Origin of the sequence: Crossiella sp. SN42 (assembly GCF_023897065.1) — a bacterium.
Classification (GTDB): Bacteria; Actinomycetota; Actinomycetes; order Mycobacteriales; family Pseudonocardiaceae; genus Crossiella.
Genome location: NZ_JAMHIV010000015.1, coordinates 103,296 through 118,787, shown reverse-complemented (window position 1 = coordinate 118,787; position 15,492 = coordinate 103,296). Strand labels below are relative to the sequence as shown.

The window sequence follows — 15,492 nt, the reverse complement described above, 5'->3', positions numbered from 1 at the left end:
CGTGTCACCATCTCCCGGCAGAACCGTCGCGCCCGGCAGAACCGTCGCGCGAGCACTGGCCGTCGCGCTGCTCGCCGGTGGGCTGCTCGCCCCGGCCACCGCGGCCGCCCAGCCGGTGGCCGACCCGACCACGCTGGTCAACCCGTTCGTCGGCACCCAGAACTTCGGCAACACCTTCCCCGGCGCCAGCGCGCCCTTCGGCATGGTCCAGGTCAGCCCGGACACCGGCGGCCAGGGCGGCTACGACTACAAGCAGGACCAGATCCACGGGTTCAGCCAGACCCACCTCTCCGGCGTCGGCTGCGGAGTGGCCGGCGAGCTGCCGATCATGCCCACCACCGGGCCGGTCGACTCGGTCGAGCACACCGGCTACCGCTCGAAGTACTCCCACGCCGACGAGGAGGCCAAGCCCGGCTACTACCGGGTCGGGCTCTCCCGCTACGGCGTCAACGCCGAACTGACCGCCACCGAGCGCACCGGCTGGCAGCGCTACACCTTCCCGGCCACCGCCGCGGCCAACGTGCTGTTCAACACCGGCAAGGCCAACCAGGGCGTGCACGACTCGGAGATCCACGTCGTCGGCGACCGCACCCTGGAGGGCCGGGTCCGCGCAGGCGGGTTCTGCGCGGGCAAGGACGACCACACCGTCTACTTCACCGCCAGCTTCGACCGCCCGTTCACCGACTTCGGCACCTGGCGCGGCACCACCAAACGCCCCGGCACCAGGGACGCCGCCGGTGCGGGCGGCAATGGCGCCTGGGTCACCTTCGACGCCACCGCCGACCGGGACGTGGTGGTCAAGGTCGGCCTGTCCTACACCGGCGTGGACGGCGCCCGCCGCAACCTGACCGCGGAGACCGCCGACGCGCACGACTTCGACGCCGTCCGCGCCAAGCTGCACCAGTCCTGGGTCCAGCGACTGCGCTCGGTCAGCGTCGGCGGCGGCAGCACCGAACGGCAGACCGCGTTCTACACCGCGCTCTACCACTCACTGCTGCACCCCAACCTGGCAGGCGACGTCGACGGCAAGTACCTCGGCTTCGACGACAAGGTGCGCACCGCCACCGACTTCACCCCGTACCAGAACCTGTCGCTGTGGGACACCTACCGCCCGCAGAACCAGCTGCTGGAGATGCTGGAACCCCAGGTGGCCCGCGATGTCGCGCTGTCCGTGCTGGCCGCGGGCCGCGACGGCGGCTGGCTGCCGCGCTGGGCATTGGCCAACAGCGAGACCAACATCATGACTGGCGACCCGGTCACCCCGTTCCTGGTCGAGGCCTGGTCCAAGGGCCTGCTCGCCGGGCACGAACGCGAGGCGTATGCCTTGCTGCGCAAGAACGCCACCGCCACCCCGCCCGCCAACTCCGTCTACAATGGACGGTCCGGCGCGGACTACTACAACACCCGCGGCTACATCCCCTCCGGCCTCAAGCTCGGCGTGGACTGCGCGCACAAGGGCGGCGACAACGACTGCGCGCACCCCGCCTCGGCGACCATGGAGTACGCCGCCGCGGACGCCGCGCTCGCCCTGCTCGCCGAGGCCCTCGGCGAACGCGCCGACGCGCGCATGTTCGCCGACCGCGGCCAGTGGTACCGCAACCTGTGGGACAAGAACATCAGCCAGTTCCGCCCGCGCACCAAGGACGGCACCTGGCTCACCCCCTACGACCCGGTCGGCGCCGCACACCAGTTCCACGAGGGCGGCGCGCACCAGTACCAGTGGCTGGTCCCGCAGGACCCGGCCGGACTGGTCGAGCTGATGGGCGGCCGCAAGGCCACCGAGCAGCGCCTGGACCGCTTCTTCGCCTACGACAAGCTGTTGCGCGACCCGGCGGGCACCGCCCGCAAGGACTGGATCACCGATCCCTACGACTACTACGGCAAACCCACCTACAACCCGAACAACGAGCCCGACCTGCACGCGCCGTACATGTACCTGTGGGCAGGCGCCCCGGCCAAGACCGCGACCGTGGTCCGCGCCGCGATGACCCTGTTCACCACCGGCCCGGACGGCATGACCGGCAACGACGACCTGGGCACCATGTCCGCCTGGTACGTCTTCTCCAGCCTCGGCCTCTACCCGACGATGAGCGGCGCCAACTTCCTGGCGCTGTCCAGCCCGCAGTTCCCCACCGCCACCGTGCGCATCGGCGACTGGGGCGGCCGCCAGGGCGGCACGCTCACCGTCACCGCGCCCGGCGCCAGCGACACCAACCGCTACGTGCAGCGGGTGGCGCTGAACGACCGCCCGGTCGGCAAGACCTGGCTGTCCTGGGCCGACCTCGCCCGCGGCGGCAACCTGGCGCACACCCTGGGCAGCACCCCGTCGGACTGGGGCACCGGCCGCCAGGACGAGCCGCCCTCGATCAACCGCGCCGCGGGCGATCTCCGGCACCACGTGGACGCCTCGCTGCGCCAGCCCACCGCGGTGCTGCCCACCTCCACCGGCAGCCAGCAGACGAGCCTGCCGCTGGACGTGCTCGGCCAGTCCCCAGGCGTCATCGCCGCCCAGGTCCGCGCCACCGCACCGGCAGGCTGGCGGATCGACGCCCCGGCCGCGCCCATCTTCCTGCGCTCCCACCGCCTGCCCACCCAGGAGACCGTGCCGCTGACGCTCACCGTCCCCGCGGCCGCCCCGGTCGGCAAGTACCCGGTGGTGGTGCGCGTGGAAGCCCTCGGCGGCAACAAGGTCGTCCGCGAGCTGACCGTGGAGCTGCGCGCAGCCGCGACCTGCGCGAGCACCAGCGGAACCCAGTGCGCGGTGGAGCTGAAGACCTTCGCCGACCACGACGGCACCGCCACCGTGACCGCCTCCACCGAAGGCAACTTCGACGGCAGCGGCTGGAGCTACGACGCCGCCCTGCTGCCACCGGCGGGCACGGTCACCTGGGCCGGCACCACCTACACCGCCCCGAACGCGGCCGGCGCCGAACCCAACTTCGTCGAGGCCCGCGGCCAGGCCCTGCTGCTCCCCGAAGGCAGGCGCAGCAGCCTGAAAGTGGTCTCCGCCAGCCACAACGGCCCGGTCACCGCACCGGTGACCCTGCGCTACGCCGACGGCACCACCGAGGACGTCGCCCTCTCCGTCGGCGACTGGGCGGGCTCCACCCCAGCGGGCACCGTGGTGCTGCTGGAGATGCCCCACCGCATCAAGGCGGGCACCGGGATCGACGGCCCACCGGTCCGCCTGTTCGGCCAGACCGTGCCGCTCAACCCGGCCAAGTCTCTCCGTTCGATCAGCCTCCCCAACGATCCGAGGGTCGAGCTGTACGCCCTGACCCTGTCCTGAACCTCACTCGCCACCTCCGTGCAGCACGTCCAGGATCTGCTGCCCGTAGTTCTCCAGCTTCGCCTCGCCGACACCGCTGATGCCGCCGAGCGCCTCCAGGGTCGCCGGGCGCTCGACGGCCACGGTGCGCAGCGTGGCGTCGTGGAAGATCACATACGCCGGTTTGCCCAGTTCCTTGGCCAGCGCGCCACGCCAGGCCCGCAGCCGCTCGAACAGCGGCGCCGCCTCCGCAGGCAGGTCGACCACGGCCGCGGCCTTCTTCGCCTTGGCCTGGCTGGACTTGCTCGCCGGGCGCTCCGGCTCCCGGCGCAGCATCACCTCGCGCTGTTTGCTCAGCACCTGCCCGCTGGCCTCGGTGAGCACCAGCGTGCCGTAGTCGCCCTCCACCGCCAGCAACCCCTGCGCCAGCAGCTGCCGCACCACCGCCCGCCACTCCTGCTCGTGCAGGTCGGCGCCGATGCCGAAGACGGTCAGCGAGTCGTGGTCGTGCTCGATGACCTTCGCGGTCTTCTTGCCGAGCAGGATGTCCACCACCTGACCGGCGCCGAACTTCTGGTTCCGCTCCCGTTTGAGCCGGTACACCGTGGAGAGCAGCTTCTGCGCCGCGACCGTGCCGTCCCAGGACTCCGCCGGGTTCAGGCAGGTGTCGCAGTTGCCGCAGGGCTGGCCCTGCTGGCCGAAGTAGTTGAGCAGCTGCACCCGGCGGCACTCCACCGTCTCGCACAGCGCGAGCATCGCGTTGAGGTGCTGGGCCAGCTTGCGGCGGTGCGCCTCGTCGCCCTCGGAGGTGTCGATCATCTTCCGCTGCTGCACCACGTCCTGCAGCCCGTAGGCCAGCCAGGCCGTGGACGGCAGCCCGTCGCGCCCGGCCCGGCCGGTCTCCTGGTAGTAGCCCTCCACCGACTTGGGCAGGTCCAGGTGCGCGACGAAGCGGACGTCGGGCTTGTCGATGCCCATGCCGAAGGCGATGGTGGCCACCACGATCAGCCCGTCCTCGCGCAGGAACCGGGCCTGGTTGCGCGCCCTGGTCGCCGAGTCCAGCCCCGCGTGATAGGGCACCGCCTCGAAACCGTTGGCGGAGAGGAACTCCGCGGTCTTGTCCACCGAGGCCCGGGACAGGCAGTACACGATGCCCGCGTCGCCCTTGTGCTCGTTGGCCAGCAGCTCCAGCAGCTGCCGCTTCGGGTCGTTCTTGGCCACGATCCGGTACTGGATGTTGGGCCGGTCGAAGCTGGCCACGAAGTGCCGGGCCTCGGTCAGGTTCAACCGGGTGGCGATCTCGCCGTGGGTGGCCTTGGTCGCGGTGGCGGTCAGCGCGATCCTCGGCACGTCCGGCCACCGCTCGTGCAGCTCGGACAGGCCCAGGTAGTCCGGCCGGAAGTCGTGCCCCCACTGGGACACGCAGTGCGCCTCGTCGATGGCGAACAGCGACACCCGGCCGCGGTCGAGCAACCGCATGGTCGACTCCAGCCGCAGCCGTTCCGGCGCCAGGTACAGCAGGTCCAGCTCCCCGGCCAGGAACAGCGACTCCACCAGCTGGCGCTCATCCGGCAGCTGCGTGGAGTTGAGGAACCCGGCCCGCACCCCGGCCGCGGTCAGCGCGTCCACCTGGTCCTGCATCAACGCGATCAGCGGCGAGACCACCACCCCGACCCCCGGCCGCACCAGCGCGGGAATCTGGTAGCACAACGACTTCCCGCCACCGGTGGGCATGAGCACGAGCGCGTCCCCGCCCGCCACCACGTGCTCGATGATCGCCTGCTGCTCACCGCGGAAGGAGTCGTAACCGAAGACCCGCCGCAGCACCTGCGTCGCGTCTCCCACGTCCGATCCGGTCTCCGTCGAAGTCACGGGGCCGAGGTTACCGATCCCCGCCGACAGGCCGTGCCGCACCGCGTTCCGAACGGGTGCACCAGGGCGGTGACCGACCGTGAGATTCCGTTCGGCCACCCCGGTTGACCTGGTGCAGGCAGGAGATCCGGCGCTGGAAAAGCCACTGCACGGGTGTCCCCGTCGGTGTCGGCCGCGGGTCAGGCCTGCCCGACGAAGACGGCCTTGTCCTTGCCAAAACCGGGCTGGAACGCCAGCTGCAGCTCACCCGGCTTCGCCCCGACCGCGTAGGCGACCTCATAGGTGAAGCTCTTGCCGGGCAGCACGGTGCCGCTGTCCAGGCCGGTGCCGCAGGGACCGTTGAAGTCGGTGACCGACCTCGCCTCGCGGCCGTCGAACTGGGCGTCGGTCAGCCCCAGCAGCAGGCCGGTCTGCACCGGCTCCCTGGTGCCGTTGACCACGGTGACGCTGACCTTCACCGCACGCTCCACTGTGGACGGTGAGGCGTACTTGCCCGGCTTGCACGCGACGGGCTTGGCCACCTCGACGGCCAGCCCGTCCGGCCAGGTGTAGCGTTTGCCCCAGGTCGGCGTCTCCGCGGGTGGCGGGTTGTCGGCGGGTTTCGCCTGGGCCGGTTCGCCTTCGCTGACCTGGCCCTGGTTCGTGGTGCCCCGCAACGCCTCGTCCAGGGCTTTCACCGCGGCCGCCTGCACCACCACGGTGATCACGATGCCCAGCACGCACAGGCCCACGCCGATGGCGGCCATCACCTTGCGGGCGCCGAACAGCGCGATCACCCCGAGCACCACGCCGACCCCGGCGGCGATCGCGGTGACGTTGTTGAGGATGATGATCGGCGAGCCGAACAGGCCCACCAGGCCGAGGATCAGCGCGGTCAGCGCGAGCCCGCTGAACCTGGGCCGCGGCGGCGGTGGCGGCGCCTCGGGCATGACGGGCAGCTGGTAGGTCATGGTCGCTCCCTGCGTGCGAAGTTATGCCCGGACCTCGCGCGGTGACGGAAAGTCGTTAGCCCCCAGCCCCTTCGTTCACCACTACGGGTGAGCTGGGACAACGAACCAGGGAAGCGGCGGTCACGACTGGGCCACCGCGTAACGTTGCCCGCGGAGATCGAGAAGCCGGAGTGCGACATGGTCAGCGAGGCGAGCACCGGCCGGGACCGGCGGCGGGTCCGGGACGGCGAGGCAGGCTGCCCCATCACCCAGGTGGCGGCCGGGCACTGGTCCGTCCGTGGCCTGGCCGAGGGCCGCACCGTGCTGCGCAGCACCGACACCCGCCAGGCCGGGCTCGCCGTGGAGCGGATGGACAAGCTGCCCAGCGGCCTGCGCCGCCCCGTGCTGTACCGCGACGGTCCCGAGCACCGCGAGCACCGCCGCCAGACCGCCCGGTTCTTCACCCCGCGCCGGGTCGAGCAGCACTACCGGCCGCTGATGCGCCGGGTGGTCGAGGAGCAGCTCGCCGTACTGCGCGGGGCGGGCAGCGCCGACCTGAGCAGGCTCAGCTTCCAGCTCGCGCTCCAGGTGGTCGCCGAGGTCGTCGGCCTCACCGACAGCAGGCCCGGCATCGACCGGCGGCTGGAGGCGTTCTTCCCGGCCGCCCCGCCCGGGTTCCTGCGGCTCAACCTGGCCTGGCTGCGGTTCCACTTCGGCGACGTCCGCCCCGCCGTGCGCGCCCGCCGCCGGGAACGCCGCGACGACCTGATCTCGCACCTGATCGACGAGGGCTGCCGGGACAGCGAGATCCTCGGCGAATGCCTGACCTTCGCCGCCGCGGGCATGGTCACCACCAGGGAGTTCATCAACCTGGCCGGCTGGCACCTGCTCGCCGACGCCGACCTGGGACAGCGCTACCGCACCGCCGCGGAGCCGGAGCGGCTGGCGCTGCTGCACGAGCTGCTCCGGCTGGAACCGGTGGTCAGCAGGCTCAGCCGCCGCACCACCGCCCCGATCGAGCTGACCGGGGTCACCATCCCGGCCGGGGACCTGGTGGACATCGAGGTCAGCGCCACCAACGTGGACCCGGCCGCGGTCGGCGACCACCCGGCCGACATCCGCCCAGGTCGCGGGCTTGCCGACGGGGCCTCGCCGGTCGCGCTGGCCTTCGGTGACGGCCCGCACCGCTGCCCCGGCGCGCACATCGCGATGCTGGAGAGCGACCTGTTCCTGCACGCCCTGCTCAACCAGCCCGGGATCACCCTGGAAAGCGGCCCGACGGTGGCCTACCGGCCGGAGATCGCCGCCTACGAGCTCCGCGGCCTGCGCGTTTCACTGCGGGGATGCTGAGGCGCCACCCGCGCGGGGGAGGAGGACTACGGTCGGAACCGGGTCTAGGGGTGGGAGAGGGACGTTGGCAGGATCGCCCTGGGCGGGACGACTGGGACTGAACGTCGACGCGCTGCGCGCCGTCGAGGGGGTGCCGGACGCCCCCGCGCCACGGCCGGAGAGCAGCGCCGCGCCGCTGCCGCCGGTGTTCGAGGGACTCGGCCCGCACGCGGACGCGGTCGCGGTGGCGGTGGCCGTGCTCGGCCCGGAGGCGCCACTGGGCGACACCGCCGCGCTGGCCCAGCTGAGCCTGCCCGCCACCCTGGCCGCGGTGGACGTGCTCACCGCGGCCGGCGTGCTGGTCAACCGGGTGCCGCTGTCCTTCCGCGAGCCGGACACCGCCGAGACCGTCCTGGGCGGGCTCCCGGTGGGCGCGCGGATCACCGTGCGGCTGCGCGCGGCGGAGCTGCTGCGGGCGCTGCCCGGCGCGGCCGAACGCACCGCCGACCAGCTGGTGCGGATCGGCTCGGTCGGCCTGGACTGGGCGGCGGACGCGCTGTGCGCCGCCTCCGCGCAGGCGCTGGACCGGGGTGACTGGCGAGCGGCGGCGGAGTACCTGCGGCACGCGCTGGCCGAACCGATGCCGGTGGCCGAGCGGGTCGCGCACACCCAGCAGCTGGCCGCGATGCTCACCGACACCGACCCGCTGGCCGCCCTCACCTGCCTGCTGCGGGAGCTGCGGCGGGAGGACACCGTCGTCGAGGTCACCGCCACCACCGGGTTGCTGCGGCGGCTGGCGACCAGGCTGCCGGGCACCCAGGACGCGCTGCGCCTCTTCGACGAGGCCGCCGACCGGCTGCACCTGCACGATCCGCCTGCCGCGATCCGGTTGCAGCTCACCAGGGCCGGGTTCGCGCTGTTCCGGCCGGGCGGGACCACCCGGCTGAGCAGGCTGGCGGACTGGCTGGCCGAGGCCGACCTGGCCGATCCGCCGGCGCGCCGGGGCCTGGCCGCGGTGCGGGCCTGCCTGGCGGCGCTGCGCGAACCGCGCGCGGGCGACGCGGTCGAGCTGGCCACCGCGGTGCTGGCCGAGGCCGACCCGCGGCACGAGTGGGACGCCTGCTGGCTCGCGCTCTCCGCGCTGCTGCTCGCCGGGGACGACGCGGCCACCGAACGCGCCAGCCGCGAGCTGGAGGCCGCCCTGCCGGTCGAGGGCGCCGAGACCCAGCGCTTCGGCTGCGAGCTGGCCCGGGCGTACTCCTTGCGGCGTCAGGGAAACCTGCGCGGGACAATGTCCACATTGGACTCACTGCTGGCCGGGTGCGCGGCGTACGGCCTGGCCCGCGACCATCCGATCGTGGCCACCGCCGCGGCCAACCTCGCGGAGGCCCTGGTGCACACCGGGGCGCTGCGCCGGGCCGAACAGGTGCTCGCCGAGTACCGCCTCGACGGCGAGCTCCGCGACACCGCCGCCTCGATGTGCGTGCTGCGCGGCCGGGGCGCGGTCGCCGCCGCCAACGGCGACCTGGACGCGGCGCTGACGGCGCAACTGGACTGCGGCAGGCACGTCACCGGCTGGGCCGAGCTCAACGCCGAGTTCCTGCCCTGGCGCTTCGAGGCGGTGCGTACCCTGCTCCGCGCCGACCGCCACGACGAGGCCCAGGCCTTGGCCGAGGCCGACCAGACCGCCGCCGAGGCCTGGGGCACCCCGCGCGCCCTCGGCTTCGCCACCTACGCCCGCGCGCTGACCAGCAACGGCCCCCAACGGATCGCGTTGCTCACCGAGGCCGCCAGCCTGCTCGCCACCGCGGGCGCCGCCCTGGCCGAGGCCCGCGCCCGCCACGACCTGGCCCAAACCCTCCGCCAAGCAGGCTCCCCAGCGGAAGCGGAACCCCACCTGGCCCGCGCCCGCGAACTAGCCGCCCACTGCGGCGCCATCCTGGGCGCCCCCGCCCCGGCCGACCGCCCCGTCCTCACCCCGCAGGAACGACGCATCGCCCGCCGGGTCGCCCGCGGCCACACCAACGCCCAGATCGCCGACGAGCTGACCCTGGCCCGCCGCACCGTCGAGTTCCACCTCTCCAGCGTCTACCGCAAACTCGGCATCACCGGCCGCCGTGACCTGGCCGCCTGGTCCGGCCCGGAACTCGACTAGCCCGCGCGCCGAACGCCGCCCGCGTGACATCGGAACCCGGTCTAGGACGCCCGGTCCCGCACCAGCCGGAACGCCTCGATGTACTTCGGCAGCTCCCTCCGGGCCGCCTCCAGCCTCGGCTGGTCGATGTCCAGCGCGGGCCTCCGTCCGCCGGGGATCAACCAGTCCGCGGCCGACTCCCGTGGTTCGGCGTCGGCACAGCGCAACAACAGGCACACCGAGTCCAGCGTCCGCACCAGCTCATCCACGATCACCGCCGCCTGCGCCGGATCAAGCGCGAGCCGCCCATCGGCCGCCAGCCGCAGGAACAGATCGCCGGCCAGCCCGCCGTATCCGGTGTCGCTGCCAGCCATCCGCCGCCTCCCGCCGATCACGCCACCCGGGAGTCCACTACCTCCGCCGCCCCGCCCGACAGTCCCCACTGCCAAATCTGCCCCCACCCCCAGTCGACCTTGCCCGCACGCACCCTCCCCGCCCGCCACGCCCGCCACGCTTTCGAGTGAACCCCCATTCGCGCCTGGGCTCGGGCCTCCCTCAAACCCCCAGCTCAGCTATGCTAAGTCTCAACCGGAGCACGCGCTCCGCAAGATTCCGCCCCCATTTCGCCGCCAAGATCAAGACAGAAAGGAACCGAATCACTGTTTCCCGCGTTGCGCGAAAGAAGAGCGGCGCCCCCGCGCGGCACCCACCCCCGCGACGCCCTCAAGCCCCCCGCCACGACCCAGCAGTTCAACCGAGGCGGAAGCCCAGCACCCCAACCGAGGCGGAAGTGGAAGCGATCCAGCCGACCACAAAGGAGGCAGCCCACCCGACCAGAGCGGAGGCGGCTCGACGGCAGCGGCGGAGCGCCGGTCGACTGCAGCGGGGAAGCCCCGGTCGACGGCAGCGGCGGAGCACCAGGCCGTACGCCAGCGGAACGTTGGGCCGCGCAGCAGCGAACCGCCGGGCCACCCGGCAGCGAACCGCCGGGTCGCACGCCGATGCCGCAGAAGCATGGAGCGAGGCAGACGCACGGGCGAGCCCGAGCGTGGCGCGAGTCCGCAGCCGCGGGGAGCATGGCAGGAACCGGCCCGCCGCGTTGCCCGTTCCCGCGGCCGCGGATCTACTGGCAGCCATGACCCGAACCGTCGTCGTCGCACTCCTGTCCGCGGCCCTGCTCACCGCGTGCGGGAACCCGGCACCCCCAGCCTCGCCCACGCCGCCCCAGGCCCCCGCGTCCTCGGCGAGTGGTGCCGCGACCTCCGACAGCTCCGCGGCGGCACAACACCAGCTGGAGATCGAGGTGACCGGCTCGGCCACTCTCTCCACCGTCACCTTCACGCTCGACGGGAAGGTCAGCGAGGAGGAGTCGGTGAAACTGCCGTGGCGTAAAACCGTCACGGTCCCGGTCGGAACCGGACGCCACGAGTGGAAGCTGACCATGCAGCACACCGGCGGAACCATGTCCGCGACCGCCACGGTCAACGGAAAGCTCGTGACGCGCACCGGTGGCGGCGGCTCGCCCGGCACCAAGAACACCGCCAACCTGTCCGGCAGCTTCGCGGACTGACCAACCGCTCCGGGTCCCGCCGGTAGCCGCCACGGCACCGCCCGTCGCTGTCCACCAGTCACGCCGCCGTTTGCCGCCACGGCCCTCGCTAGCTGCCGCTTCGCTGTTCGCCACCGCGGCTGCCCGCTGCCGCCCGCCGCTGTCACCCGCTGCCACCCGCCGCCGTTCGCGCCCGCTCGCGACCTGTTCGCCATCGCGCCGCGCCTTGTCGCCTTGCCGTCACGCGTTCGCTCGCCGTCGCGGGCAGCCCGGGTTGTCCCCTCGACAGCACCGGTCCCGCCCGCGCCGGAGTCGGCGGCAGACAGCCGACGCCACTCCGCCACAACGATCCCGATCACCCGCCCCGCGCCCCGCGTGACCTGCGCGCCCCGCCGCAACCCGCCCGCGGGCTTGTGGCGACCGGATCCGACCGGGTCGTAAGTTACTGCGCATGCAGCCCGAGTCCCCGTCCGACGTGTGGATCGGTCGTGAGGCGGAACTCGCCGTGCTCCGGTCCGCCGTGGAGAACCTTGGTCGCGGTACCGGCGCGGCCGTGTGGGTTGAGGGGGAGCCGGGGATTGGGAAGTCGGCGTTGGTGGCGCGGGGGCTGGAGGCGGCGCGGGAGGCCGGGTATGGGGTGCTGGCCGGGGTGGCCGATCCGATGTCGCAGCGGTCGCCGTTGCGGGTGATGCTGGATCTGTTGCAGGTCGGGCCGCGGTCGGCTGATCCGCGGCGGGCGCGGATCGCGGCGGCGTTGCGGGAGCGGCGGCTGGGGTTGCTGGAGGCGGCGGACGTCGGGTGGGTGGAGATCGAGTTGTTGGCCGGGCTGGTGGACGAGTTGTGCACCGCGGGGCCGACCGTGCTCGTGGTGGACGACCTCCAGTACCTCGACGAGGTCTCCTTCCTGATGTGGCATCGGCTGGTGACCGCGGTCGACCAGCTCCCGCTACTGCTCGTCACCACCTGCCGGCCGGTGCCGCGCCGCCGCGAGGTGCAGGACCTGCGTGCCGCCCTGGCGCGGCGGGGGCATCCGTTGCTGGTGCTGGAGCCGCTCGCGGACGGGCAGGCCGCGGCGTTGCTGGCGGGGTTGCCTGGGCTGGGGGAGTTGCCGGCGTCGGTGCGGGATCGGTTGCGGGAGCTCGCGTTGGGCAATCCGCTCTACCTGCGGGAGCTGGCCGACGCGGCACGGCGCAGTGGCGCCTCGGGGCGGGGGGCGCGGTTGCCGAGCTCGTTCGCGGAGGCGTTGACCGGGCGGTTGCGGGTGGTGCCGGAGGGGTCGGCGGAGATCCTGCGGATGGCGGCGTTGCTGGGTGGGCGGTTCGCGGTCACCGAGGTCGCGGTGCTGATGCGGCGGCCGGCCGCGGAGCTGGTGCTGGGGCTGCAGGACGCGCTGGCCGCGGGGATCGTGGTGGACGCGGGCAGTCACATGGCGTTCCGGCATCCGCTGATCCGGCAGGCGCTCTACGACGGCATGCCCGCCGCGCTGCGGGCCGCCCTGCACCGGGAGGCGGCGCAGACGCTGGCCGACTCCGGTGGCGGGGCGTTGCGGGTGGCCGAGCAGCTGCTCGCCTCCGGGCAGCCGGGGGACGCCTGGGCGCGGGAGTGGCTGGCGGGCACGGCGACCGCGCTGGCGGCGCACGCGCCGGAGATCGCCATCGAGCTGCTCTGCCGCGATGTGGACCAGGCCGTGGTCGAGGACGAGCACGGCGAGGTCCTGCTGGTGGTGCTCGCCTGGGTGTTGCTCGGCGTCGCCCGCCACGACGAGGCGGTGGTGCGGGCGCGGCAGGCCCTGGCCGCGGCGAGCCGGAGCGGGCACCGGGCCGAGATGTACTTCGTGCTGGTGCGGGCGTTGTTCAGCCTGGGCCGCAACAGCGAGGCGGTGGAGGCGGTGCGGCGCGCGCTCGCCCGCACCGACCTGCCGGTGGCCTGGCGGGCCCGGCTGCTCGGGTCGCTGGCCATGTATCAGCGGGCGGGGGAGGGCGATGTCGAAGCGGCCGAGCGGACCGCGCGGCAGGCGCTGCACATGGCCGAGAGCGTCGGCGACTCCTTCGGCACCGCCTACGCGCTGACCGTGCTGTGGGTCAACCAGTCCATCCGGCGCGACCACCTCGCCGCGCTGGCCAGTCTCGACCGCGCGCTGGAGGTGTTGCGCGCCGGACCGGACCACACCGACCTGCTGGCCTTCGCCCAGGACGCGCGGATCTTCACCCTGCAGAACCTGGCCCGCTGGCCGGAGGCCGCGGCCGCGCTGCGCCAGGAACGCGACAGCGGCGTGCGGGGTCCGGCCGCGGTCAGGCCGGGGGTGACCACGGCGGTGCTGCGGTACTGGCTCGGCGAGTGGGCGGACGCTCGCGCCGAGCTCGACCCGGAGCACCTGACCGAGGTTGGTTTCACCTACTCAGGGTTGCGGGAGCCCGGGCCGTCGCTGCTGTGGCACGGGGTGGCCGCGCTGATCGCTGCCCGCCAGGACCAGCGCGACGCCGCCCGCGCGCACCTGCGCGACGGCGCCGCCCTGCCGGTCAGCACCATCGGCGACCGGGAGAACCAGGACTTCCTCATCGCCGCGCGCAGCGTGGTGCTGGAACAGGACGGCGACCCGCGCGCGGCCATGACCACCCTGGCCGGCACGCTGCTGGACCGGCGGCCGGGCGAGATGTCGCTGATCCACCAGTGGCTGCCCGACCTGCTCCGCCTCGCCCTGGCCAACGAGGACCCGGACACCGCCCGCGCCGCGCTGGCCGCCTGCCGCGCCGAGGCCGACGCCGAGTCCGCGCCCGGCCGGGCCGCCGCGGCTTTGCTGCGCTGCCAAGGACTTCTCGACGGCGACCCCGAGCCGCTGCGCGCCGCCGTCGAGCACTACCGCGCCACCGGTCCCGCGGTCGAGCTGGCCGCGACCCTGGAGGACCTGGCCACCGTGCTCGCCGCCACCGGTGCGCACGCCGAGGCCAGGGAGGCGCTGCACGAGGCGGTCACCCGCTACGGCGAGTTCGGCGCCGAGTGGGACATCCGCCGCGCCGAGGGCAGGCTCCGCGAACACGGGGTCCGCCGGGGTGTGCGCGGCCGCCGCGCCGCCCGCGAGCTGACCGGCTGGGACGCGCTGACCCCCACCGAACTGCGCATCGCCGAGCTCGTCGCCGACGGTCAGTCCACCCCCGGCATCGCCGCCGGGCTCTTCCTCTCCCCGCGGACCGTGCAGACCCACATCTCGCACATCCTCGGCAAGCTCGGCATGCGCGGCCGGGTGGAGATCGCCAGAGAGGTCTTCCGCCGCCGCGCCGGCTGACCCGGGGCGGATGACGAGGCACGTCGTCCACAGGTGGCCACCGCAGGTATCCGCAGGTTGCCCTCGCGCACCAGCGCAGTTGCCCCTGCGGACCACGATCAGCGCAGGTCAACCCACTGCCGCGGGGACACCGTCAGGTGACCGATGTCTTCGGCGTCACTCAGGGTGAGGATTGACGGCGTTGGCCCACCACGTACGGGGAGAACGCAGTGGAAGCAATCCGCGTCGCGGTCTACGCACCAGATCCACTGACCGCCGCCGGCCTCTCCGGCACGCTGCGCGCCTGCGCCGAGATGGTGGTCGAGGAAGGCCTGCAGTCGCCACGCGCCGACGTCCGGGTGGTCGCCGCCGACGCGCTCACCCCCGAGCTGCTCTCGCTGCTGCGCCGGGCGGCCAACAACGGTGGCGTACCGGTTGTACTGGTGGTCAACCAGTTAGAGGAGTCCGAACTGCTCGCGGCGGTGGAGTGCCGGGTGGTCGCGGTGCTGCCCAGGGCGGCGACCACCGGCGACCGGCTGGTGCACGGGGTCCGGGCGGCCGCGGCGGGCGGCGGGGTGCTGCCGCCGGCGATGCTCGGCGAGCTGCTCAAGCACGTGGAGCGGCTGCAACGGGAACTGTTGGCGCCCAAGGGCATGAACGCCGCGGGGCTGAGTCCGCGCGAGGTCGACGTGCTGCGGTTGATGGCCGACGGCTGGGACACCGCGGAGATCGCCACCCGGCTCTGCTACTCCGAGCGGACCGTGAAGAACGTGATCTCCGGTGTCACCCAGCGGCTGAAGCTGAAGAACCGGCCGCACGCGGTGGCCTACGCGATGCGCGCCGGGATGATCTGACCCGGCGCGGCGGGTGATGAGGGCCTCACCCGCCGCCGAGCCGGACGGGTCAGTCCTTGACGATGTTCTTGACCGCGTCCTTCGCCTTCTCCACACCCTGCTTCAGGTCGCCCTTGGCCTGGTCGCCACGGCCCTCGGCCTCCATGCCCTCGTCATCGGTGGCGCGGCCGGTCGCTTCCTTGATCTTGCCCTTGACCTGGTCGGCCTTGGCGTCGATCTTGTCTCCGGTACTCATATGTCAGCTCCCCTGCTAGACAGCGGCTGTACGAGCAGCAGGGTGCCCACCCCAGGCCGG

10 protein-coding genes are annotated in these 15,492 nt (G+C 73.2%); 6 read left to right on the top strand and 4 right to left on the bottom strand.

Features of this window, described 5'->3' with window-relative positions:
* Nucleotides 1–55 precede the first annotated feature (55 nt).
* Nucleotides 56–3,289 (top strand): GH92 family glycosyl hydrolase, encoded by a 3,234-nt coding sequence (locus M8C13_RS19405; RefSeq protein WP_374213102.1) that lies wholly within the window; start codon nt 56–58, stop codon nt 3,287–3,289.
* A gap of 3 nt (nt 3,290–3,292) precedes the next feature.
* Here the strand turns inward: M8C13_RS19405 and recQ are convergent, their stop codons facing one another.
* Nucleotides 3,293–5,140, bottom strand: coding sequence for a DNA helicase RecQ (recQ, locus tag M8C13_RS19400; protein ID WP_252482037.1), 1,848 nt, complete (start codon nt 5,138–5,140; stop codon nt 3,293–3,295).
* A 179-nt stretch (nt 5,141–5,319) separates the two neighbouring features.
* Entirely contained in the window at nt 5,320–6,090 is a 771-nt protein-coding gene (locus tag M8C13_RS19395; protein WP_252482036.1) for a DUF4352 domain-containing protein, read from the bottom strand.
* Nucleotides 6,091–6,234: 144 nt separating this feature from the next.
* On the opposite strand from M8C13_RS19395, the gene M8C13_RS19390 reads away from it, so the two are divergent.
* The gene (locus tag M8C13_RS19390; protein WP_252482035.1) at nt 6,235–7,419 is read left to right on the top strand and encodes a cytochrome P450; all 1,185 of its coding nucleotides are present in this window, start codon (nt 6,235–6,237) and stop codon (nt 7,417–7,419) included.
* Nucleotides 7,420–7,483: 64 nt separating this feature from the next.
* Nucleotides 7,484–9,553, top strand: a complete 2,070-nt coding sequence (locus M8C13_RS45085; RefSeq protein ID WP_305883971.1) for a helix-turn-helix transcriptional regulator — start codon at nt 7,484–7,486, stop codon at nt 9,551–9,553.
* Between the two features lie 41 nt (nt 9,554–9,594).
* On the opposite strand, the gene M8C13_RS19380 is transcribed toward M8C13_RS45085, so the two are convergent.
* Nucleotides 9,595–9,906 carry a hypothetical protein gene (locus tag M8C13_RS19380; protein ID WP_252482034.1) on the bottom strand — a complete coding sequence of 104 codons (312 nt, stop codon included), beginning with the start codon at nt 9,904–9,906 and terminating at the stop codon, nt 9,595–9,597.
* Between the two features lie 761 nt (nt 9,907–10,667).
* On the opposite strand from M8C13_RS19380, the gene M8C13_RS19375 reads away from it, so the two are divergent.
* The 3 genes from M8C13_RS19375 (at nt 10,668) to M8C13_RS19365 (ending at nt 15,197) form a co-directional block, all read left to right on the top strand.
* Nucleotides 10,668–11,102 carry a hypothetical protein gene (locus M8C13_RS19375; RefSeq protein WP_252482033.1) on the top strand — a complete coding sequence of 145 codons (435 nt, stop codon included), beginning with the start codon at nt 10,668–10,670 and terminating at the stop codon, nt 11,100–11,102.
* A 430-nt stretch (nt 11,103–11,532) separates the two neighbouring features.
* A complete protein-coding gene (locus M8C13_RS19370) occupies nt 11,533–14,364 on the top strand; it encodes an AAA family ATPase (RefSeq protein WP_252482032.1) in 2,832 nt (943 codons plus the stop codon).
* Nucleotides 14,365–14,573: 209 nt separating this feature from the next.
* Complete coding sequence (locus tag M8C13_RS19365) at nt 14,574–15,197, top strand: LuxR C-terminal-related transcriptional regulator (RefSeq protein WP_252482031.1); 624 nt, start codon at nt 14,574–14,576, stop codon at nt 15,195–15,197.
* Between the two features lie 49 nt (nt 15,198–15,246).
* On the opposite strand, the gene M8C13_RS19360 is transcribed toward M8C13_RS19365, so the two are convergent.
* Nucleotides 15,247–15,432 (bottom strand): CsbD family protein, encoded by a 186-nt coding sequence (locus M8C13_RS19360; RefSeq protein ID WP_252482030.1) that lies wholly within the window; start codon nt 15,430–15,432, stop codon nt 15,247–15,249.
* Between the last annotated feature and the right edge of the window lie 60 nt (nt 15,433–15,492).

What these genes read in the sequence shown, in the direction of transcription:
- M8C13_RS19370 (WP_252482032.1), top strand. Translation starts at nt 11,533, where the DNA reads ATGCAGCCCGAGTCCCCGTCCGACGTGTGGATCGGTCGTGAGGCGGAA.
- M8C13_RS19395 (WP_252482036.1), bottom strand. Translation starts at nt 6,090, where the DNA reads ATGACCTACCAGCTGCCCGTCATGCCCGAGGCGCCGCCACCGCCGCCG.
- M8C13_RS19360 (WP_252482030.1), bottom strand. Translation starts at nt 15,432, where the DNA reads ATGAGTACCGGAGACAAGATCGACGCCAAGGCCGACCAGGTCAAGGGC.
- M8C13_RS19380 (WP_252482034.1), bottom strand. Translation starts at nt 9,906, where the DNA reads ATGGCTGGCAGCGACACCGGATACGGCGGGCTGGCCGGCGATCTGTTC.
- M8C13_RS19375 (WP_252482033.1), top strand. Translation starts at nt 10,668, where the DNA reads ATGACCCGAACCGTCGTCGTCGCACTCCTGTCCGCGGCCCTGCTCACC.